Consider the following 21,981-nt stretch of genomic DNA (forward strand, 5'->3'; position numbering starts at 1 on the left):
GCCTGGCTTATCCACTGCCAAGCCGCCGCGCCGGCCCTGCCATTCTTTTAAGCACAATGGTTTTTCCCTTTGAAATCAGTGGCTTGATGCAGTGTCGGCTGGCTTGCTCACAATCTTGTCCACAAAAGGTGTGCAGAACGCGCCGACTTGTCCAGCGCCGTCCACAAGCCGGAAAATGGGCGCCCATGATGGCATTTTGGGCGCCCAAACAGCGGGTTATCCCTGTTTGCCGCATATTTGTGCACGACCGTATTAGTCAATGGAATCAAGGACTTCGAGGGACTTGCGCGCCCTTGCGCACAATCTTATCCACAAAAGATGTGCAGAAGATTTGCGCGCCAGCCTGCCTTATTTTTACGCTGGGACCTTTTTCCCTTTTTAATCAGGGACTTGACCATCCACCCCCGGTATTGCTAACAATCTTATCCACAGTTTTTGTTCAGAACACTGGCTGAATTTTTAATTTTCCACATGCCTTGTTTTTACGCATGGAAAACTTTCCCTTTAAAATCAAGCACATCCTGCCCATTGGGGCCGCTTGCACACAATCTTATCCACAGAAGGTGTGCAGAAGTGGACTTGCCGAGTGACGGGCAACACGTTACATTGCCGGAGTTCGTTCTTATCAAGAATTACCATTCACTCAGGAGTTTGTTTTGCTGCCCATTCTTCAAGCTGCAGGTTTGCCTGTCATTCCATTGCTGATCGCCTCTCTGGTGGCCTTGGCCTTGATCGTCGAGCGCATTATTTATCTGCGCCGCGCCAAGATCCTCCCACCGCAGTTGCTTGACGAAGTGGTGCGCGTGTATCACAACGGCAAAATCACCAAGGACGTGGTCGAGTCGCTGGAAAAGAACTCGCCGCTCGGCGCCGTGCTCGCCGCTGCCCTGCGCAACGTCGACGCCCCGCGCGAAGTGATGAAGGAATCGATCGAAGAAGCAGGGCGCGGCGTGGCCCACGTGCTGGAACGCTTCCTGACCACGCTCGGCACCATCGCTTCGCTGGCCCCTCTGATGGGTCTGTTCGGCACGGTGATCGGCATGATCGAGATTTTCGGCTCCACCAATTCCACGGGCGCCAATCCGGCCCAGCTGGCTCATGGTATTTCGGTCGCGCTGTACAACACCGCCTTCGGTATCGCCATCGCCATGCCGGCCCTGATTGCCTATCGCCACTTCCGCGCCCTGGTCGACAGCTTCATCATCGACATGGAAATGCAGGCAGTTAAGTTCGTCGACATCGTGCACGGTGCCCGCAAATGATGAACTTTCGCCGCGGCCAGAAACGTGAAGATCCAGAGATCAACCTGATCCCCTTCATCGACGTGCTGCTGGTGGTGCTGATTTTCCTGATGGTCACGACCACCTACAGCAAGTTTACCGAGTTGAAAATTACCCTGCCGACCGCCGACGCCGAAAAAGCGCTGGAAAAGCCGTTCGAACTGAACGTCACGGTCGACGCCAAGGGTAACTACACGATCAACAACCAGCCAGTCTCGTTCAACAACGTGGCTGGCCTGGCGGAAGATCTGAAGGCGGCGGCCCGTACCGGCAACAACGGCCAGCCGGCGCCGAGCGGCGAAAAAGGCCCGGTCGTGGTCGTCAACGCCGACCAGTTCGCGATGCACCAGATGGTCATCAACGTGCTGGAAGCGGCGCGCATGGCAGGCTACGACAAGCTGACCTTCGCCGCCCAGACCGGCGAGAAGAAGTAAGCAGCGCAGGCGAAGCGATTCGCCTGCCGCCACATGGCCTCCTCCTCCTCTTCCCTCGCAACGACGCTTCAGCGTGCCTGGCAGCGCCGTGGCGCGCTCGCTTGCGCGCTGTGGCCCCTGTCCTTGCTGTTCCGCTGCGTGAGCGGCCTGCGCGCGCTGCTGTTTCGCTTCGGTGTGCTGGGCTCGACCCGGCTGCCGGTCCCGGTCATCGTGGTCGGCAATATTTTTATCGGCGGCACCGGCAAGACCCCGCTGACGATCTGGCTGGCCGAGGCCTTGCGCGGCGCCGGCTTCACGCCCGGCATCATTTCGCGCGGCCACGGCGGCGGTGACAGCGCGCCGCATAGCGCGTCGCATAGCGCGCCGCATAGCGCGCCGCATAGCGCGCCGCATAGCGCCCCGCATAGCGCCCCGCGCGCGGTCACGGCCGACTCCAGCGCGCGCGATGTCGGCGACGAGCCGCTCCTGATTGCGCGCCGCACCGGCTGTCCGGTGGTGGTGGGGCGCGACCGCGGCGCCGCCGGACGCGCCTTGCTGGCCGCCCATCCCGACGTCGACGTGATCCTCACCGACGATGGCTTGCAGCACTACGCCCTGCGGCGCGATATCGAAATCATGCTGTTCGACGGACGCGGCGTGGGCAATGGCTGGCTGCTGCCGGCCGGGCCCTTGCGCGAAGCGCCGTCGCGCCGGCGCGACTTCACCATCGTCAACGCGCCCGAACTGACGCCGGCCTTGCGCCAGGCGGTCGGCGGCCAGCCATTCCGCATGCAACTGGCAGGCGAGTTCGCCGAGCCGTTGGCGCGCCCCGGCCAGCGCGTGCCGCTGGCCAGCCTGGCTGGCCGCCGCTTGGTGGCCGCCTGCGGCATCGGCAATCCGCAGCGCTTCTTCACCCTGCTGCGCGGCGCCGGCCTGGAGGTCGCCGAACTGCCGCTGCCGGACCATCACGATTTCCTCGACCAGCCATTTGCCGCCATCGAAGCGGACTGCATCCTGATCACCGAGAAGGATGCAGTAAAATGTGCGCAAATTGAAAATCTCAAAAACGACCCGAGACTGTGGGTCGTACCGGTGACGGCGCAGCTTGATAGCGCGCTGGCCGAACACATTGTGGAGAAATGTCGTGGATGCTCGACTGCTTGATATCCTGGTCTGCCCTGTATGCAAGGGCCCGCTCGAACTGGACAAAAAGGCCCAGGAACTGATTTGCCGTGGCGACCGCCTGGCGTTTCCGATCCGCGACGGCATTCCCATCATGTGGGCCGACCAGGCGCGCAAGATCGAAGCGCTGTAAGCGATGGGTTTCATCGTCATCATTCCGGCGCGCCTGGCCTCGACCCGGCTGCCGAACAAACCGCTGGCCGACCTGGGCGGCAAACCGATGGTGGTGCGCGTGGCCGAACGCGCGGCCGCGTCCGGTGCGTCGCGCATCATCGTCGCCACCGACCACGAGACCATCGCCGCCGCCTGCCGTGAACACGGGGTGGAAGTATGCATGACGCGTGCCGACCATCCGTCCGGCACCGACCGCATCGCCGAAGTGGCGCGCGCGCTGAACCTGGCGCCCGACGCCGTGGTGGTCAACCTGCAGGGCGACGAGCCGCTGATCGACCCGGCGCTGCTGGCCGCCACCGCGGCCCGCGTGGGCGTGGACGTGCCGATGGCCACCTGCGCCCATCCGCTGCACGAGGCCGCCGACGCCTTCAATCCGAACGTGGTCAAGGTGGTGCTCGACAAGGCCGGGCGCGCCCTGTATTTTTCGCGCGCCACCATTCCCTGGCACCGCGACGGCTTCGCGCAGTCGAAAGAAAGCTTGCCGGCGTCGTATGTCGCGCTGCGCCATATCGGCCTGTACGCGTACACCAACGCCTTCCTGCAAACCTATCCGACCCTGGAACCGGCGCCGCTCGAAGCGCTCGAAGCGCTGGAGCAGTTGCGCGTGCTATGGCATGGCTATCCGATCGCCGTGCACGTGACCGGCAGCGCCCCGGCGGCCGGCGTCGACACCCCCGAAGATCTCGAACGGGTACGCCGGCATTACCCGGAATAGCTTTGCTACGGCGCAGCACTTGTGGCGGTTCTCATCAGTAACCGACGCATAGCTTGCGCCAGATCAAGCAAAAAAAAGGCGAATACGCCCTCCGATTGGCGTTTTCCGCGACTTTTGTGGTAAGTTTCGTACCAAGGTAGTCAAGTATGCATCGCCCCCAATTTTAAAATCTGTTTTAGGAATGTTCATGCGTCTGATTCTGTTAGGAGCTCCTGGAGCCGGCAAAGGCACCCAAGCTAACTTCATCAAGGAAAAATATAATATTCCGCAAATTTCCACCGGCGACATGCTGCGGGCGGCGATCAAGGCCGGCACCGAGCTGGGCCTTGCGGCTAAAAAAGTGATGGATGCGGGCGGATTGGTGTCGGATGACATCATGATCGGCCTAGTCAAGAATCGCCTCAAGGAATCGGATTGCCAGAACGGTTACCTGTTCGACGGCTTCCCGCGCACCATCGCGCAGGCCGATGCCATGAAAGAAGCCGGCATCGACGTCGATTACGTGCTCGAAATTAACGTGCCCGACGAATTCATCGTCGAGCGCATGAGCGGCCGCCGTTCCCATCCGGGTTCCGGCCGCGTGTACCACATCACGAACAATCCGCCAAAAGTGGATAACGTGGACGATATCACCGGCGAAGCGCTGATCCAGCGCGACGACGACAAGGAAGACATCGTCAAGCAGCGCCTGTCGGTCTACCACAACCAGACCGAAGTGCTGCTGGGCTACTACAACCAGTGGGCGCAATCGGGCTTGCCCGGCGCGCCGAAATACCGCCGCATCTCCGGCATCGGCCCTGTGGAGCACATCCGCGAGGCGGCTTTCGCGGCGCTGTCGGAATAAACGGTACAAGAGCGGACTTCGGTCCGCTTTTTTGATGGCCGCGCCCTGCGGCCATGTGGTGCACTGAATGTCTTGTCTTGCCATGCCGCCCCGCGCGGCGGGCGTTCCCGGTTTTTTTGGATTCAACGTTTTGCAGTACGCAGTGAGGTTGGCCCATCTCTTTCACATGTGGTTGGAGCGGTCTTTCAAATGTGTTGTTGTGTTACTTGATAAAAAAGCGAGGGGACGATATGGCAGCAAGATTTCTTGTCTTTGCAGTTGTGTGCGGCGTCATTGCCGTGATTTATGGATTGGTCACGCGCAGCTGGATCCTGCGCCAGGACCCGGGCAATGCCCGCATGCAGGCCATCGCCCAGGCCATCCAGGAAGGCGCCGCCGCCTACCTCGGGCGCCAGTACCGCACCATCGGCATGGTCGGCGTGGTGCTGCTGATCGCCATCGGCGTCCTGCTCGACCTCAATACCGCAATCGGCTTCCTGATCGGCGCGGTGCTTTCCGGCGCTTGCGGCTTCATCGGCATGAACGTGTCGGTGCGCGCCAATGTGCGTACCGCCCAGGCCGCCACGCGCGGCATGAACGAAGCGCTCGACGTCGCCTTCAAGGGCGGGGCCATCACCGGCATGCTGGTGGTCGGGCTCGGCCTGCTCGGCGTGACCCTGTTCTACTGGATGTTGACGGCCCAGGCGGCCGGCAGCAGCGCCAGCCAGCATGACGTCATCAAGCCCCTGATCGGCCTGGCCTTCGGCGCTTCGCTCATTTCCATTTTCGCCCGCCTCGGCGGCGGCATCTTCACCAAGGGCGCCGACGTCGGCGCCGACCTGGTCGGGAAGGTCGAAGCCGGCATTCCCGAGGACGATCCGCGCAACCCGGCCGTGATCGCCGATAACGTGGGCGACAACGTCGGCGACTGCGCCGGCATGGCCGCCGACCTGTTCGAGACCTATGTGGTGACCCTGATCGCCACCATGCTGCTGGGCGCGCTGATGATGGCCACCCCGGGTGGCGAAGCGGTCATCTATCCGCTGCTGCTGGGTGCGGTGTCGATCATCGGTTCGATCGTCGGCTGCTCGCTGGTCAAGGCCAAGCCGGGCAAGAAAATCATGTCGGCCCTGTACACCGGCCTGTGGTGGGCCGCCGGCCTGTCGCTGATCGGCTTTGCCGGCGTCACCTGGCTGGTCTGGGGCGACGAGGCCATGCGCATGAAGATGATGGGCTGCGCCCTGGTCGGCATCGTCCTGACCGGCCTGATGGTGTATATCACCGAGTACTACACCGGCACCGACTTCAAACCGGTCAAGCACATCGCCGAAGCCTCCACCACCGGCCACGGCACCAACATCATCGCCGGCCTGGGCGTGTCGATGAAGTCGACCGCCTACCCGGTGCTGGCCGTGTGCGCCGCCATCCTGGCGTCCTACCAGATGGCGCAGTTGTACGGCATCGCGATTGCCGCCACCTCGATGCTGTCGATGGCCGGCATCGTGGTTGCGCTCGACGCCTACGGACCGATCACCGACAACGCCGGCGGCATCGCCGAAATGTCGGGCATGCCCGAATCGGTGCGCGCCATCACCGACCCGCTCGACGCCGTGGGCAATACCACCAAGGCCGTCACCAAGGGGTACGCGATCGGTTCGGCCGGGCTGGCCGCGCTGGTCCTGTTCGCCGACTATACCCACGCGCTCGAATCGGTCGGCAAGCAAGTCTCGTTCGACCTGTCGAACCCGATGGTGATCGTGGGCCTGTTCATCGGCGGCCTGATTCCCTACCTGTTCGGGGCCATGGCGATGGAAGCGGTGGGGCGCGCCGCCGGCGCCGTGGTGGTCGAAGTGCGGCGCCAGTTCCGCGACATCAAGGGCATCATGGATGGCACCGGCAAGCCGGAATACGACAAGGCGGTCGACATGCTGACCGCCTCGGCCATCAAGGAAATGATCTTGCCATCCTTGCTGCCGGTGGTGGTGCCGGTGGTGGTCGGCATGCTGCTCGGGCCGGCCGCGCTGGGCGGGCTGCTGATGGGTACCATCGTCACCGGCCTGTTCGTGGCCATTTCCATGACCACCGGCGGCGGCGCCTGGGATAACGCCAAGAAATACATCGAGGATGGCCACTTCGGCGGCAAGGGCTCGGAAGCGCACAAGGCCGCCGTGACCGGCGACACCGTGGGCGACCCGTACAAGGACACCGCCGGCCCGGCCGTCAATCCGCTGATCAAGATCATCAATATCGTGGCCTTGCTGCTGGTGCCGCTGCTGCCGGTTACCGGCTGGATCGCGGTGACGGTGCCGGTGCATGCGCCCCTCAATACCGTGGTGCCGGGTCCGGTCGCCCACAGCGCGCCGGCGCCCGTGCCAGCCACCCTGGCTGCCGCGCCCGCGCCCTGAGCGCTGTTGCCTCCTTGGCCCGGTGTCCAGCCGGGCCAGATATATCTGGCATCAAACTTATTATTGGAGTAATGTTCCTTCTTTATTAATGTTTCTTTTTTGGAGGGAATGCCAGTATGAGTAACTTGAAATCCCGCTTCATGCGGGGCGGCGCCCTCGCCGGTGGCTTGATTTGTCTCGCTGGCATGACCGCCTGCGGCGGCGACGACGACAGCACGACGCCCGTGAAACAGCCCGACCCGATCCTCACGTCGCAACCGGCCACTGTGGCCAGCATCACAATCGAGCCCAAGACGCAAGCAGTGCAGGCCGGCCAGCCTGCCACGTTTTCGGTGGTGGCCGCCGGCACCGGCACGCTGGCTTACCAATGGTGGCGCAACGGTGTGGCGATCCCTGGCGCCACCAGCGCCATTTACACCACGCTGGCGACCACCTTGGCCGACAGCGGCGACGTGCTGAGCGTTGTCGTGCGTAACGATGGCGGCACCAGCACCAGCGACGCTGTCGCCCTGCAGGTGGAAGGCATCGGCGCACGCGTGCTGGCTGGCGGCGCGGTCGAACCGACCCGCGCCCAGGTCGACGGCGTCGGCAAGCTGGCGCGTTTTCTGAACGCCGGAGCGCTTGCGAGCGATGGCGCCGGCAACCTGCTGCTGGTCGATACCGGCCTCAAGTCGGTGCGCAAGATCACGCCCGCCGGCGTGGTGAGCACCGCCATCATTGGCGGCACGACCGCATCGGCACTGCGTTCCCCGCGCGATGTCGCCGCCGGCGCAAACGGCGTCACGTATGTGATCGACAGCGCCGACGGTTCGGCGTCGACCTTGGTGCGCAAGATCGGCGCCGACGGCGCGGCCAGCACCATCGAGCTGGGCACCACGCAAGGCGACCCGGCCGGGACCGGCATCGCGCCGCCGGCGTTTACCGCGATTACGAGCGACGCTGCCGGCAATCTGTACGTCGCGAGCGAAGTCACGCGTCCCGGCGAGCCAGCATGCAGTTCGTGCTTTAAACGCGCCATCGTGCGTAAAGTGGCTCCGAATGGCACGGTGACGACCGTGTTCGAAAACCTGGGCCCGCACTCCGCCAGCGCCACCATCACCGACCTGGCTGTCGACAAGAATGGCAAGCTGTACGTGCTCGACGACAGGGGTATCCGCACGCTCGATGCCGCCGGCGTCGCTGTCACGCTGATGGACAACAGCCAGGCGTTCATCAGCGCCATCGCGGTCGATGCCGGCGGCAACCTGTTCTTCACGACCGAACCGTTCAGCGGCCGCCAGAGCAGCTGGCCCGCCGGCGCCATCGGCAAGATTGCGGCGGACGGCAAGCTGTCGGTAGCGGCCGATCCGAACGGCAGCGATGAACGCTTCACTGGTGCCGCCGGGCTCGAAAAGCCAGCCGGCCTGGCGACCGGCAAGCCGGTCGGCCTGGCGACCGACGCCGCCGGCGCGCTGTACCTCAGCGCCAACGGCCGCGTGCTCAAGCTGGTCTTGCCGTAATCCGGGGCGCCTCGCGCCTTTTTACGCCGTCCGGTCGCTCGACTGGACGGCCATTGCTTTGTTACCGCGCGAAGCTGATGTTTTATCGCTACGATTGCAAAAAATCATCATCGAGATGATTTTCCGTTTGCAAGATCAACGTACTATTTCTTGGTCGTTCTTGACGCTCATCATTTCAGTTTCCGGCAAGACGACCTGTCCCGGCCGGAAACCCGGCCGCTCCCCACTGTGACCGGAAGGATGAACGATGAACTTGATGACTCGGCTGTCCGCGATGGCAGCGCTGGTGCTCGCTGTGCCCGCCAATGCGCAAACCCCCGAACGGATCGAGACCGCCGCCTTTTCCATGGTGAACCAGTGGGGCGATGCGACCGACGCGCTGCTGTCGGACGCCAACGGCGTCACCCGCATCAGCCTGAACTCCGCCGCCGCCAGCCTGAACGCCGCCACCTCGGCTTACCTGGACGGGAACTTTTACGGCGGCCTGTTCGAATTCTCCGTGCACGACGGCTACCGGGTCACCGGTTTTTCCTTTTCCGGCAGCTTTGAAGGGCTGCTCCACGTCCCGCCCAATCCGGACGGCACACCCGGCAACGGCCTTGCCTACAACTCCGGCAACGTCGAGTTCAGCGCCGGTTCGCGTCCGTACGGCATCCTTTATGGAGAACATTCCATGCGCGTCGACATGCTCGACGGCGCCATGCCGTTCGACATGTCGATCGGACAGCTGTCGCTGACCACCGATTTCAACCTGTCGATGCAAGGCCTGATCCTGGTATCGGCCTACCCGACGGTCACGCCGGAGAATCCGTCCGGGATCGATGCGTTTGCCAGTTTGCGGGTCGTCAACCCGGTCTTTACGATCTACACCATGGCTGTGCCCGAGCCCGATCACTACGCCATGCTGTTGGCCGGGCTGGCTCTGGTGGGCGTGCTGCGGCGTCGCCAAAAAAAATATAGGCAATTTTATAAAATTGACAGAATGATTCTGCATGCAGATCATGCAATGTAGCCATAAAAGAAAGAATCTGATGACTTCACTACTGCCGCGCGCGGCGCTGTTCGCATTCGCGCCGCCACCCCTGCGTTCGCCAATGGCCCGATCACCATCGACGCCACCACCTTCTCGATGGAAAATGATTGGACCTCCACGTCCGACGTGATCACGTCGGACGCCAACGGCGTCACCAAGATCGCCTTGATCGACGCCGCAAGCACCCTCAAGACCGCCACCACCCACTACGACAATGGCGACGCTTACAATGGCTGGTTCAGCATCACGCTGCGCCCCGGGTATCGGATGACGGGCTTTTCCCTATCGGGTACCGTGCTGGGCGAACTGGGACCGGTCACGACGCCGCGCGGCAAACCGGGCGACGGCTTTACCACCAACTCCACGAAAATCGATCTGTCCGCGTCAGCGCGCGACAGCGCCTGGTCCATGAAGCAGACCATGCAGCACAGCATGGTTGACGGTGCGATTCCCTTCGTGATGAACAGCGGCCCCATGTCGCTGACGGGCCTGGTCTACGTGGGGATGTGGAGTCCGGTGTACGTGTCGTCGAGGCCTTACTCCCCGCCGGGAGCTCCTGATGGCAGCTCGGGCCCGCAAGTGCTCACCCTGGCCTCGATGCAAGTCCTGAACCCGACCCTGACCATCTACACCTCGGCCGTGCCGGAGCCGGAAACCTACGGCATGCTGCTGGCCGGCGTTGCTGTCATTGGCCTGGTGCGCCGTCGCCGCCGGCTTGCCTGAACCCGGATTACAGCACGCACATCCGGTTCGCTTCCGCGCGCAGCGACGCGCGGAAGTCCGGATGGGCGATCGCAATCAGCGCCTGCGCGCGCTGCTTGGCCGACTTGCCGCGCAACTGCGCCACGCCATACTCGGTCACCACATAATTGATGTCATTCTTGCTGGTCGTTGCGTGCGTGCCGGGCGTAAGCATGGGCACGATGCGCGAAATGGTGTTGTCCTTGGCCGTCGACGGCAGCACGATGAACGACTTGCCGCCGCGCGAACGGTTGCCCGCCCTGACAAAATCGACCTGGCCGCCGGTGCCGGAATAAGGCAGGTGCGCGATACTCTCCGAGCCGCACTGGCCCAGCAGGTCGATCTGCAGGGTCGCGTTGATCGTCATCAGCTTGTCGTTTTGCGCCGCCAGGTAGGGGTCGTTGGTAAAGTTCGACGGATGCATCTCGATCATCGGATTGTGATGCAAGAATTTGTACAGCTTTTGCGAACCTAGCGCAAAGGTCGCCACCATCTTGCCCGGCAAGAAGGTCTTCTTGCGGTTGGTGACCGCGCCCGCTTCGATCAGGGTCAGGATGCCGTCGCCGATCATTTCGGTGTGGATGCCGAGGTCGTGCTTGGAGGTGAGCTGCATCACCACCGCGTCCGGAATGCCGCCATAGCCGATCTGCAGGGTCGAGCCGTCGTCGATCATGTCGGCCACGTACTTGCCGATGGCTTCCTGCACCGCGCCGATTTTCGGCAATCCCACTTCCAGGATCGCTTCGCTGCTCTCGACCAGCGCGCTTACCTGCGACACATGCACATGGCATTGGCCGTGCGCGAACGGCACGTGCGGATTGACTTCGAGGACGACCGCGCGTGCCTTGGCGATGGCCGCCATGGTGTAGTCGACCGCCAGGCTCAGTGAGAAAAACCCCTGCTCGTTCATGGGCGAGGCCATGGCGAAGACCACGTCGGCCGGCATCAGGCCCTGCTCGATCAGGCCGGGCAGCTCGGAAAAATAGTTCGGGATGAAATCGCACCAGCCGCCCTGGCCGGACGCGCGCGAGGCGCCGCCGAAAAACAGCGAAGCGTGGCGTACGTGATGCGCGGTATCCTGGTCGAAGTAGCCAAATTTGCGCATGGCCAGGATCTGCGCCACTTTCACGTCGTGGAACTGCTGGCGCTGGCTTGACAAGGCGGTGAGCAGCGCGGGCGGCTCGCCCACGCCGGTCGGCACCACGATCATGTCGCCGTCGCGCACGAGGCGCAGGGCCTCGGCGGGCGTGGTCAGTTTTTGCTGATAAAGCTGGTGCGGGGTTTGCATGGCTGTCTCCTTTATTATGGGTAAATAGTACCCCGGGAAACTGACCGAGCGCTTACTGCAAGCGCCGCAATGGAGCGGACATCAGGCCGGGCGGTAAAAGTGGCCCGTCATGGCCGCGTAATCGTCCTGCGCATAGAAGTCATCGCCCTCATACTGCCCACCCATCGACAGCGCATCGCCAAATAGCTGGCGCGCGCGCGGCACGTCCTGGGGAACGCCAGGCGCGCCTGTGGCGTACAGCGACGCCAGGTTGTGCGCGGCGCAGGCGTCGCCCAGGGCCTTGGCGTCTTCCAGCAACGGTGCCGCCGTCGATCCGCAATGGGGAACGCCTTCTCCCAGTACGTGTAGCGCGCCAAGCAGTCCGAGTGCGGCCGGCACCTGTGCGTCCACCAGCGGCGCAAGCGCGCCGAGGGCGCGTTCAGCGGACCCGTTGGCGATCAGCCGGATCGTTGACGCCAGGACGGCATGAAAGGGATCGTCACGGCGCACCTCGAGGACGGTACTGAGCCTGTACCGAAAAAATTCCTGGACCAGCATCCTGGTCCAGGCGATCTGGCCCATGACGTCATGAAACTGGCGCGCGTACGGCTCTCTGCCGGTGCGAAGGCCGGCGCTCCCGATCGGGAAGCCATGAAACAGAATCGGGCTGTCCCAGCACCCCTCGTGCAGCAAGCCCGTGTCGCGTTGCGTGGTGTCGATCGGCACCACGCGGGTGCTGCCGCACTCAAGGCAGAAGGGCGGCGCGTTGCGCCCGGCGAGGTGCTGGAACAGCCAGGCGAAATCGGCGTCATCGAGATCGAGCAAATCATCGTCGATGCCTTCCTGCCTCGCGCGCCCTGGCATGCGCCGCAAGCCGGCGGCCAGCGCAAATTCGCGCGCGCTGGGGATGCGTTCGCCCCAGGAAGCGCCTTCGCATTGGTGGCACCAGACCGGCAGCAGGAGCATCTGGCTGAAATGGGCGCCGCAGCGTCCCCCCGTTTGCGGTAAATCGGTGTAGGCGCGTCCTATCGAAGGAAACGCAAACTCCTGCGCGCAGCCGCTGCATTTGAGCGGATGGTAGAGAATGTTCATGCCGTGGCCGGCGGCTCGAACAGCACCTGGCCGCGCCAGGGCATGCTGCGCCACGGGTGGCTGCGGCTGGCCAGCCACTGTGCCAACGTCGCCTCGTCGAAGGCGGCACCAAGGCTGTCGGCGCGCGCGCCGGCGATCCATTGCTGGCGCCCGCGCGCCAGCGCCGCGCCGAACTCCTCCCAACTGGCGAAGCAGTCGTTGGCGCGCTGGGCGTTCTGGAACAGCACTTCCCATTGCAGCGCCGGATCGAGCCAGCCGAGCAAGCTCGCGGTGCGCACCGCGAAGGCCACCCGTGCCGAGGCGAACGCCATCGCCGCGCGCGGATCGTCTTCCGGCCGCAGGCGGTCCAGGTCGATGCGGAACCAGTGGCGCCGCAGCAGCTCCGGCAGGGCGGCTTTGACGGCGTCGTCCTGCATGCTGGCGCGCAGGCCGATGATGTGCAGCAGGCTGGCGCGCAGTGCCTGCGCCTGCTCCGCCGTCGGCGCCGGCGCTTTTGGGTTGGCGTAGGCGACCAGCGCGCGCGCGCTGGCAATCGGGTGCGCCAGGGCCAGCGCGCGGTTCTGGCGCGCGTCGAATTTGTAGCGCACGCGCGTGGCGCTTCCCGTCCAGGACCGGATGCGGTTGCGGATCAGCACATACAGGCGCCGCATCACCCACAGGAACAGTAAAAGAATCAGCCAGTTCATGCCGCGCCCCTGACCGCGTGCGCCACCACCGGGTGCAGCGCCATGCCCTGCAACTGCCCCGGCGCGCGCGCGGCGGCGATCCACTGGGCCAGCACCGAGGGCGCCGGCAATTGCCGGAACAGGGCGGGGAAGTGGTGCGCGACGAACAACTGGTCGGCCTCGTCGCGCGCATCTTCCACCATCGCCCAGCCCGAGGGCAGGCGCACCATGCCCATGCTCAGGGCGTCCGGCGGCGTGTGCAGGTCGCTATCGACGCTGCGCAAGAACGCCAGCAGCTCGCCCCGGTAGCGCTCCACCGGCGGGCGATTGTGCTTGCCCTTGATCTGTTCGAGGCGCAGGCGGCCGTCGGCCACGACGTTGGCGCTGATGGTGATGTGTGCATGGCCGTTGCGGCCACGGTAGCTGAACAGGCGCATCTTGCCCTGCTCACAGGCTGCCGCATAGTGCTCACCGTAGCCGCCGCTGAGCTGGCGCCGGTCGCTGAACTGGCCCAGGCAATGACGCATCACCTGGCTCTCGAACGCCATCTCCGCGCGCAGCAGCGGGTTGGACCCCAGCAGCTCGACCACGCTGCCGGCCTCGCCCTCCCAGCGGGTCGCCACCGCCTCGGGCTGGTGCTCGCGCCAGCCGGCCGCGCTTTTCGCCTCGAAGGCGGCATGCTCCGCGCTCCACAGCGCCAGCGCCTGGCGGCAGTTGATGCGCTGTAGCTTGCCTTCGAGCGCGGTACCGTGGCGCGCCCCCAGGAATTCGACCAGTTTCGCTTCCAGCGCCAGCAGTTCGGCGCCATCGGGCACCACCCACCACATGGCGTCGCCGTCGGCCTGGTGCAGGCGTGCGGACACCCACTCGGGCACCGCGGCGGGAGCGAACAGGGAGCGCGCCTGCGCGCTGGAGGCGATGCGCGCCAGCGCCGGCTCGGGCGCGTCGAGGTTGCCGACCGCGTAGCGGAAGAAGTGGTTGGCCAGCCATGCGGCCACCTCGGGCGCATCGCCGCGCTGCGCGCTGCGCCTGGCGATGGCCTGCTTGAGCGCCGGCGCGTTGACCACGTCGCGCGCGCCGTAGGCGCTGGCCCGGCCCATCCTTGCCGCCGCCATTACCAGACCTTCCACCAGGGCTTGGCCGCGCGCTGCAGGCGCTTGCATTCGGCCACGCCCTCGACGATCGCCTTGCGCTGCGTTTCGTGCCAGGCATCGTCCGGCTTGACCTGGCGCAGCGCTTCCGCGTACATCGCCTGGGCGCGCTCGAACCGGCCGGCCGTGCGCAGCGCGTGCGCCGCCATGCGGCTGGTGTAGGGCGTGGCGGCCGTGCGCACCCGCGGCAGCATGGCGTCCAGGCGCAGCATGGCGTCGTCCGGCTGGGAATGCGCCAGGTGGTACAGCACCGACGTCACCGCCCGCACATACGGCTTCTCGTATTCGGCGCGCTCGTCCTGCTCCAGGCTGGCCCACCATTCGTCGAGCCGCTGCAGCCAGATGGCGATGTCGGTGCCGCGCCCCAGGCGGTGCAGGGCGGCGGCCACGTCGTCGATGTAGTCGGCCGGATCGTGCCGGCTGTAGCCATGGTCGGCCGAGTAGTGCCACAGCTGCTCGGCGCCGTCGATCATGGCGGCATCGTCGCCGCTATTGCGGTGACAGTTCAGTACACCCTGGTAGTGTTCCGAGAACGGGCTGGCGGCGATGCCCTTGTGATGCAGCGGCAGCGCGGCGGCCGCATCGGACTTGTCGTGGCGGTAGTAGATGGCCAGGTTATTGCACAGCATCGAGTAGGTATGCGCATGGCCGTCGCGCGCATTGCCTTCGCCGCTCATGACGAAGGCTTCGAAGCGCGCCAGGCCTATTTCGTAGTAGCGCGCGGCGAGCGCTTTTATTTCGTCTTTCGGTACCGTCACCCCTTCCGGCAACTGTTCCTTGAGGTTGTAGCCGAGGTTCACGCCAAGGTTGTAGCACGAGCCGGCGCTCGACGCCGGCACGAACGGCATGGCCAGCGCGGCTTGCGCACCGTGCACGCGGATGCGCGCCACCCACAGCTTGAATAGCACATCCGACTGGGCCAGCGACAGGTCGCGCGCCGCCGTTTCGAGCAGGGGCAGGGCCTGGTGGTAGTCGCCCGCCGATTTGATCAGGAACAGGGCCTCGACCGCATCGATGGCCGGATGGGCATGCGCCTGCGCGCGCGCCAGCGCCAGGTGGCGGTGCACGTAAGCGGCCTCGCTCTCGTCGCCACGTACCTCCATGGTGTCGTCGGCCATGCCGGCGTACGCCAATGCCAGCTGCCAGTAAAGCTGGCCGGCCAGGCCCTCGCTGACGGCGCGCAGGGCGGCGTGCGTTCCATGTTCGGCCGAGACCTGGCGTTCGTGGAACACCGATTCGAAGGCCAGGCGGGCGGCATCGTCGTGCCGTCCCGCTTCCAGTAGCCAGTCGAGCATGATGGCAGCATAGCGGTCGTCGTCGTCGCCCCTGATCACGGAGCGCCCCAGGACCAGCCGCGCCAGTGCCTGGTCGCGCGCGCCCTGGCGGTGCAAGGTCAGCGCTTCGAGCCGGGCGACGCGCACGTCGATGTCGCGCCGCGCAAAGAACACGGTGCTGGCGGGGGTCAGCGCGCGCACCTGGCGCACCACGCCGTCGATCGCCTCGGGCGCGATCTGGAACAGGGCATGGCCGATGCGCAGCCAGTCGTCCACGTCGATATCCTGCTCCGGGCCGGCCGTGGCAAGGCTGGCAGTGGCGCGCGCGGCGGCTTCCCCGGCCTGCGTTTCCTGCCCTTCCAGCGCAAAGCTCTGGGCCTGGCGCACCGCCATCAGCGCATCGTCCCAGGCGCGGTAGGCGGCGCGTTCCGGGTCGGCGTGCTGCAGCGCGTTGCGCGCGGCGGCGCAGCGGCGCGACAGGGCGTGCGCGCCGGCCCGCGTGGCTTGCTCGTCCAGATGTCCCCAGGCCTTGTCGTACTGCAGGGCGCCCGGCAGCGATGTCAGCAATGCGAACGCGGCGTCCAGCGTGGCGCGCAGGGCGGCGGCGTCGTCCAGCGCGAACAGCGGTTCCAGGCGCCAGAAGGCCAGCGTCAAGTCCCAGTCGGGGCGTTCGGCGGCGGGCAGGGCGGCCAGGGCGTCGCGGCCGTCGCCCTCGATCACGCGCAGCGCCGCGGCCGGGTCGCCGGCGCGCAGCCACAGCCTGAACAAACGGCCCGCGCTGGCCAGGGTATCGGCGCGGAAGCGCTGGCCGTCCATCGATGCCTTCAGGCCCGCCTGGATCAGTTCGGGGTCGAGGTCGGCGTCGTCCTGCTGTTCGAGGGCGGCTTCGGTCTGGTCGAGGTAGGCGTCGAGCTGGCTGGCGCTGATGGGGTCAAGGATGGTGTGCATGGATAGTGGTGTGCGCGTTTTTAGTGTGCCGAAATTATCGTCTTATCAATACTTTTGGTCAACAATAAACATTATGTCTATGCAAATATCCGGTTCCGGCTTGGCCAGCATCGGTACGGGCTGCACGCGCCGCGTTCCGGGCAAACATGGTAGGCTGGCTGGGTTACTCATCTTCTTGCGGGGTGCACGATGCTGGTCCCGAACATCGCCCTGGTGCTGATGGTTTCGCTGGCTGCGGGCGGCGTCCTGGCGCGCGAGGAGCGCCCGCCCACGCCCGCGCAGGCCAAACCGGCGCCGCCCAAGAAACCGCCCAAGAAATCACCCATCGAGCGCCGCGCCGTCCGCCAGATCGTCGATGGCATGCCCGCCTACGGGCCGCGCCTGCACGCGCCGCCAGCGGTGCCGGTGAGCGCCTTGCCGGCGCCATCGACGTCGCCATCGTCCATCGCCCCGCCGCCCGCCGTCATCAACCGCTGCGACGCTGGAGGTTGCACCGACGTCAACGGCACGCGCTACAACGGCGCGGCCGGCAACACCGTGATCGGCGCGCAGGGCCGCCCCTGCACCGCCAATGGCGCCACGATCCAGTGTTTTTAATGCACCACGATTGGTGTTTTCCGTGAAAAGTTCGCTACAATCCGGTTAGTTGACGTTTACGTAAACGTCAAAAAGAACTTATAAGAGAAGAGGACACCATGCAAATTCAAGACAATGTATTCATCATCACGGGCGGCGCATCGGGCCTGGGCGCGGCGACGGCGCGCATGATCACCGAAGCGGGCGGCAAGGTGGTGCTGGCCGACGTGCAGGTCGAGGCGGGCGAAGCGCTGGCCGCTGAACTGAAGGGCAAGTTCGTCAAATGCGACGTGACCTCCGAGGCCGATGGCCAGGCCGTGGTTGCCGCCGCTGTCGCGCTGGGCACCCTGCGCGGCCTGGTCAACTGCGCCGGTGTGGCGCCGGCGGTGAAAACCGTGGGCAAGGATGGCCCGCATCCGCTGGAAGTATTCCAGCGCACCGTGAACATCAACCTGGTCGGCACTTTCAATATGGCGCGCCTGGCGGCTGATGCCATGGGCAAGACCGAAGCGATGGATTCCGGCGAGCGCGGCATCATCATCAATACCGCGTCGGTGGCGGCCTTCGACGGCCAGATCGGCCAGGCGGCCTACGGCTCGTCCAAGGCGGCGGTGGCCGGCATGACCCTGCCGATGGCGCGCGACCTGGCCCGCAGCGGCGTGCGCGTGATGACCATCGCTCCCGGCATTTTCGAGACCCCCATGCTGATGGGCATGCCGGAAGAAGTGCGCGGCGCGCTGGGCAACATGGTACCGTTCCCGCAGCGCCTCGGCCGCCCTGCCGAATATGCCCACCTGGCCCGCGCCATCATCGAAAACGTCATGCTCAACGGCGAAACCATCCGTCTTGACGGCGCGATCCGCATGCAACCGAAGTAATTCATTTACTGTACGATAGCGGGATCGGACGCGCGGCTGTGGTCGCGCGTTTCTCATTGGAGAATCCATGCTCAGGTTGAAGTACCTTCCTTTCGCGCTGCTCGTGTTCAGCGCCCCCGTGTTGGCCCAGGATGCCGCCGTGCGTCCGGCCGACTCGCCCGAAATTCACACCGCCTATGCCGACAAGGCCGGCTGGGCCGCCAAGAAATTCATGGTCGCCGCCGCCAACCCGCTGGCGGTCGATGCCGGCTATCAGATCCTGCGCCGTGGCGGCAGCGCCATCGACGCCGCCATCGCCACCCAGCTGATGCTCACGCTGGTGGAACCGCAATCGTCCGGCATCGGCGGCGGCGCCTTCCTGATGCATTACGACGGCAAGAATGTGCAAGCCTTCGATGGCCGCGAAACCGCGCCCGCGGCGGTCGACGAACACCTGTTCCAGAACAAGGATGGCACGCCGCTCTCGCGCACCGCCGGCGTGGTGGGCGGGCGCTCGGTGGGCGCGCCGGGCGTGCTGCGCATGCTGGAACTGGCGCACCGCCAGCACGGCAAGCTGCCGTGGAAGGCGCTGTTCGCGCCGGCCATCGCCATGGCCGACAAGGGTTTCCCGGTCAGCCAGCGCCTGAACGGCATGCTGATGTTCGACCAGCACCTGCGCAAGGACCCGGTGGCCGCCGCCTATTTCTACGACAAGGATGGCAAGCCCTGGCCGATCGGCCACCTGCTGCGCAATCCCGCGCTGGCGTCGACCCTGCGCGAGATCGCCGCCGGCGGCGCCGACGCTTTCTACAAGGGCCACATCGCCAAAGACATCGCGGCCAAGGTGGCGGCCCATCCGAGCAACCCGGGCCTCTTGAGCGCGGCGGACATCGCCGGCTACCAGCCCAAGGTGCGGGTGCCGGTGTGCAGCGACTACCGCGCCTACACCGTGTGCGGCATGCCGCCGCCGTCGTCGGGCGGGATCGCCGTGGCGCAGATGCTTGGCATGCTGGAAACGAAGGATATGCGCGCCTACGCGCCGGTCGATGGCGTGCTGGGCGCCGACGCGGTGCACCTGTTTACCGAAGCCGGGCGCCTGGCCTACGCCGACCGCAACCGCTATGCGGCCGACACCGATTTCGTGCCGCTGCCGGGACGCGGCATTCCGAGCCTGATCGACAAAACCTATCTGCGCCAGCGCGCCGCCCTGATCGGCGACAAGTCGATGGGCACCGCCGCAGCCGGCACGCCGCCCGGCATGGAAGTGGCGTGGGGTCTCGATAACGCCATCGAAACCGCGTCCACCTCGCACTTCGTGGTGGTCGACGGCAAAGGCGCCGGCCTGTCGATGACGACCACGGTGGAAGACGCTTTTGGGTCGCGCCAGATGGTCGATGGCTTCATCCTGAACAACCAGCTCACCGATTTCTCCTTCGATTCGGCCGACGCCAGCGGCCCCGTGGCCAACCGGGTCCAGGCCGGCAAGCGCCCGCGCAGCGCCATGTCGCCGACGGTGGTGTTCGACCGCGCGACCGGCAAGCTGGTGCTGGCGGTCGGTTCGCCGGGCGGCCCGGCCATCATCAACTACGTGGCCAAGACCCTGGTCGGCACGCTCGACTGGGGCCTGAATGTGCAGCAGGCCATCAGCCTGCCCAACTTCGGCAGCCGCAACGGGCCGACCGAGCTGGAACAGGGACGTTTCAGTCCGGCCCTGCAGGATCAACTGAAGGCGCGCGGCCACTCCCTGCGCAGCTACGAAATGACTTCCGGCCTGCATGGCGTGCAGCGCATCCTGATCCACGGCCAGCCATGGTGGTTCGGCGGGGCCGATCCGCGCCGCGAAGGCGTGGCCAGGGGCGACTGAGGCGCTATTGTAAAAAGTGTACAAGTCCTAAGTTTCTCCCGCAAGGCGGGCAGACCCTGATACGCTTGGCGAATGGAAACGGAACAAAAAACGGGCTTGATCCTCACCGGCGGTGGCGCGCGCGCCGCCTATCAGGTGGGGGTGCTGCAGGCGATCTCGCAAATCTTGTGGGAGGCCGGCTGGCGGCCCGCGCGCAACCCCTTCGACATCATCTGCGGCACCTCGGCCGGCGCCATCAACGCCGTGGCCCTGGCCTGCCGCGCCGATAACTTTGGCGAGGGCGTGCAAAAGCTGCTCGACGTGTGGGAAAACTTCACCGTCGAACAGGTCTACCGCGCCGATTCGCTGGGCGTGCTGCGCTCCGGCGCGCGCTGGCTGTCGCTGCTCTCGTTCGGCTGGCTGCTGCGCAAATGGCGCGCCGCGCCGCCGGCCTCGCTGCTGGACAACACCCCGCTGGTGGGCCTGCTGCACCGCATGCTCGACTTGCCGCGCCTGGACGCGGCCATGTCGGACGGCCTGCTGCATGCGCTGGCGGTCACCGCCTCGTCCTACACGGCCGGCAACCACATCACCTTTTACCAGACCGCCGCCGACATCGCGCCCTGGGTGCGCATGCAGCGCATCGCGCTGCAAGACCAGATCGGGGTCGAGCACCTGCTGGCGTCGTCGGCGATTCCCTTCATTTTTCCGGCCGTGCCGCTGTACCTGGGCAGCCACCGCGAATTTTGCGGCGACGGCTCGATGCGCCAGCTCGCGCCCATTTCGCCGGCCATCCACCTGGGCGCGTCCAAGGTGCTGGTGGTGGGCGCCGGGCGCCTGTCCGAACCGAACCGCGACACGCCCGGCCAGGCGCGCTATCCGAGCCTGGCGCAGATCGCCGGCCACGCCATGTCCTCGATTTTTCTCGACAGCCTGGCGGTCGACATCGAGCGCCTGAACCGCATCAACCTGACCTTGTCGCTGCTGCCGGAGGAATACCGCCAGAAGATGCCCCTGAAACCGGTGGAGCTGCTGGTGATCGCCCCGTCCGAACGGCTCGACGTGATCGCCAGCCGCCACACGGCCAGCCTGCCGGCGCCGATCCGCACCATGCTCTCCGGGATAGGCGCGACCGAGGCGCGCGGTTCGGCGCTGGCCTCGTACCTGCTGTTCGAATCGAGCTACACCTGTGAACTGATCCAGCTCGGCCAGCGCGACACCCATGCGCGGCGCGCCGATGTCCTGACTTTTTTCGGCTCCTGAGCCGCGCGCGCCGGAACCGCCATGGAGAACTTCATGAAAGCACTGATTGTTGACGATGACGTGGTCTCGCGCATCGCGCTGATGGACCTGCTGTCGGTGTATGGCATTTTCGACCTGGTCGAAGCGGAAGATGGCGCCGCGGCCTGGGCCATGCTCCAGCAAGGCTTGCATCCGGTGATCTGTTTTTGCGACGTGCGCATGCCGCGCATGTCCGGCATCGCCCTGCTCGAGCGCATGAAGGGCGATCCGGCGCTGGCCCAGGTGCCGTTCGTGCTGGTTTCGTCGGCCTCCGACCGCGACACCGTGCTGCAGGCGGTGACCCTGGGCGCGGTCGGCTACATCCTGAAACCGCTGCACGCGGCCGAAGCGCGCGCCCATCTGGAAAAAATCTTCCGCATTACGCTCGACAAGCTGGCCGAAGACCCGGCCACCACCATGAAACGCCTGAACATCGGGTCGGACCGGCTGGGCGCCTACCTGAACGCTTTCGCCGAACAGCTGCTGGCCGGGCGCGCCGCCATCGTCGCGCTGCTCGAAGCCGGGGAGGGCGCCGACGCCCGCCTGCGCATCGATTCGGTGCACACCGGCTGCATGACGCTCGGCCTGTGGCATGTCGCCTCGCAGCTCGATACGGCGCGCCGCGGCTTGCCCGACGCGCGCGCCGTGGCGGCGGTGCTGGACGAGGTGAGCGAATCGGTGCGGCGCCAGCTGAGCCGCCTGCGCGCCGGCGCGGCCGACAACGAAGGAGCGCTTGCCTGAACCCGATCCGACGTTTTGCCG

The 21,981-nt window shown here is 65.5% G+C and carries 20 protein-coding genes; 15 read left to right on the plus strand and 5 right to left on the minus strand.

Features of this window, described 5'->3' with window-relative positions:
* Positions 1–656 precede the first annotated feature (656 nt).
* The 10 genes from F2P44_RS04305 to F2P44_RS35350 all read left to right on the plus strand — a co-directional run bounded on the left by F2P44_RS04305 (position 657) and on the right by F2P44_RS35350 (position 10,247).
* Positions 657–1,262, plus strand: coding sequence for a MotA/TolQ/ExbB proton channel family protein (locus F2P44_RS04305; RefSeq protein ID WP_167085369.1), 606 nt, complete (start codon positions 657–659; stop codon positions 1,260–1,262).
* Positions 1,262–1,714, plus strand: coding sequence for an ExbD/TolR family protein (locus F2P44_RS04310; RefSeq protein ID WP_167085675.1), 453 nt, complete (start codon positions 1,262–1,264; stop codon positions 1,712–1,714). The genes F2P44_RS04305 and F2P44_RS04310 overlap by 1 nt, the downstream gene beginning before the upstream one ends.
* Positions 1,715–1,747: 33 nt before the next feature.
* Positions 1,748–2,857, plus strand: a complete 1,110-nt coding sequence (gene lpxK / locus F2P44_RS04315; protein ID WP_167085371.1) for a tetraacyldisaccharide 4'-kinase — start codon at positions 1,748–1,750, stop codon at positions 2,855–2,857.
* Positions 2,838–3,008: a Trm112 family protein gene (locus tag F2P44_RS04320; RefSeq protein ID WP_099881687.1), complete on the plus strand. Its 171-nt coding sequence runs from the start codon at positions 2,838–2,840 to the stop codon at positions 3,006–3,008. Before lpxK ends, F2P44_RS04320 begins: the two co-directional genes overlap by 20 nt.
* 3 nt (positions 3,009–3,011) lie before the next feature.
* Positions 3,012–3,764: a 3-deoxy-manno-octulosonate cytidylyltransferase gene (gene kdsB, locus F2P44_RS04325; RefSeq protein WP_167085373.1), complete on the plus strand. Its 753-nt coding sequence runs from the start codon at positions 3,012–3,014 to the stop codon at positions 3,762–3,764.
* A 187-nt stretch (positions 3,765–3,951) separates the two neighbouring features.
* Positions 3,952–4,608 (plus strand): adenylate kinase, encoded by a 657-nt coding sequence (gene adk / locus F2P44_RS04330; protein WP_167085375.1) that lies wholly within the window; start codon positions 3,952–3,954, stop codon positions 4,606–4,608.
* Positions 4,609–4,838: 230 nt separating this feature from the next.
* Positions 4,839–6,992 carry a sodium-translocating pyrophosphatase gene (locus tag F2P44_RS04335; RefSeq protein WP_229423368.1) on the plus strand — a complete coding sequence of 718 codons (2,154 nt, stop codon included), beginning with the start codon at positions 4,839–4,841 and terminating at the stop codon, positions 6,990–6,992.
* A 116-nt stretch (positions 6,993–7,108) separates the two neighbouring features.
* The gene (locus F2P44_RS04340; protein ID WP_167085377.1) at positions 7,109–8,491 is read left to right on the plus strand and encodes a hypothetical protein; all 1,383 of its coding nucleotides are present in this window, start codon (positions 7,109–7,111) and stop codon (positions 8,489–8,491) included.
* A 274-nt stretch (positions 8,492–8,765) separates the two neighbouring features.
* Positions 8,766–9,503, plus strand: coding sequence for a PEP-CTERM sorting domain-containing protein (locus tag F2P44_RS04345; protein WP_229423369.1), 738 nt, complete (start codon positions 8,766–8,768; stop codon positions 9,501–9,503).
* A 117-nt stretch (positions 9,504–9,620) separates the two neighbouring features.
* The gene (locus F2P44_RS35350; protein ID WP_229423370.1) at positions 9,621–10,247 is read left to right on the plus strand and encodes a PEP-CTERM sorting domain-containing protein; all 627 of its coding nucleotides are present in this window, start codon (positions 9,621–9,623) and stop codon (positions 10,245–10,247) included.
* A 7-nt stretch (positions 10,248–10,254) separates the two neighbouring features.
* On the opposite strand, the gene F2P44_RS04355 is transcribed toward F2P44_RS35350, so the two are convergent.
* The 5 genes from F2P44_RS04355 to F2P44_RS04375 form a co-directional block, all read right to left on the minus strand.
* Positions 10,255–11,553, minus strand: coding sequence for an acetyl-CoA hydrolase/transferase family protein (locus tag F2P44_RS04355; protein ID WP_167085381.1), 1,299 nt, complete (start codon positions 11,551–11,553; stop codon positions 10,255–10,257).
* 81 nt (positions 11,554–11,634) lie between these two features.
* Entirely contained in the window at positions 11,635–12,624 is a 990-nt protein-coding gene (locus F2P44_RS04360; protein ID WP_167085383.1) for an SEL1-like repeat protein, read from the minus strand.
* Positions 12,621–13,310: a DUF1266 domain-containing protein gene (locus F2P44_RS04365; RefSeq protein ID WP_167085385.1), complete on the minus strand. Its 690-nt coding sequence runs from the start codon at positions 13,308–13,310 to the stop codon at positions 12,621–12,623. The genes F2P44_RS04360 and F2P44_RS04365 overlap by 4 nt, the downstream gene beginning before the upstream one ends.
* Positions 13,307–14,452: a hypothetical protein gene (locus tag F2P44_RS04370; protein ID WP_229423371.1), complete on the minus strand. Its 1,146-nt coding sequence runs from the start codon at positions 14,450–14,452 to the stop codon at positions 13,307–13,309. Before F2P44_RS04370 ends, F2P44_RS04365 begins: the two co-directional genes overlap by 4 nt.
* On the minus strand, positions 14,404–16,662 hold the full coding sequence (locus F2P44_RS04375; RefSeq protein WP_167085387.1) for a hypothetical protein: 2,259 nt from the start codon (positions 16,660–16,662) through the stop codon (positions 14,404–14,406). The genes F2P44_RS04370 and F2P44_RS04375 overlap by 49 nt, the downstream gene beginning before the upstream one ends.
* 189 nt (positions 16,663–16,851) lie before the next feature.
* Here F2P44_RS04375 and F2P44_RS04380 point away from each other — a divergent pair, with 189 nt between their 5' ends.
* From F2P44_RS04380 to F2P44_RS04400, 5 genes are all read left to right on the plus strand, one after another.
* A complete protein-coding gene (locus tag F2P44_RS04380) occupies positions 16,852–17,259 on the plus strand; it encodes a hypothetical protein (protein ID WP_167085389.1) in 408 nt (135 codons plus the stop codon).
* Positions 17,260–17,357: 98 nt separating this feature from the next.
* Positions 17,358–18,116 carry a 3-hydroxyacyl-CoA dehydrogenase gene (locus tag F2P44_RS04385; RefSeq protein WP_167085391.1) on the plus strand — a complete coding sequence of 253 codons (759 nt, stop codon included), beginning with the start codon at positions 17,358–17,360 and terminating at the stop codon, positions 18,114–18,116.
* Positions 18,117–18,183: 67 nt separating this feature from the next.
* Positions 18,184–19,959 carry a gamma-glutamyltransferase gene (gene ggt, locus F2P44_RS04390; protein WP_167085393.1) on the plus strand — a complete coding sequence of 592 codons (1,776 nt, stop codon included), beginning with the start codon at positions 18,184–18,186 and terminating at the stop codon, positions 19,957–19,959.
* 72 nt (positions 19,960–20,031) lie between these two features.
* The gene (locus tag F2P44_RS04395) at positions 20,032–21,201 is read left to right on the plus strand and encodes a patatin-like phospholipase family protein (protein WP_167085395.1); all 1,170 of its coding nucleotides are present in this window, start codon (positions 20,032–20,034) and stop codon (positions 21,199–21,201) included.
* Between the two features lie 33 nt (positions 21,202–21,234).
* Positions 21,235–21,960 carry a response regulator gene (locus F2P44_RS04400; protein ID WP_167085397.1) on the plus strand — a complete coding sequence of 242 codons (726 nt, stop codon included), beginning with the start codon at positions 21,235–21,237 and terminating at the stop codon, positions 21,958–21,960.
* Positions 21,961–21,981: the final 21 nt, after the last annotated feature.

Source organism: Massilia frigida (genome assembly GCF_011682175.1).
Classification (GTDB): Bacteria; Pseudomonadota; Gammaproteobacteria; order Burkholderiales; family Burkholderiaceae_D; genus Telluria_A; species Telluria_A frigida.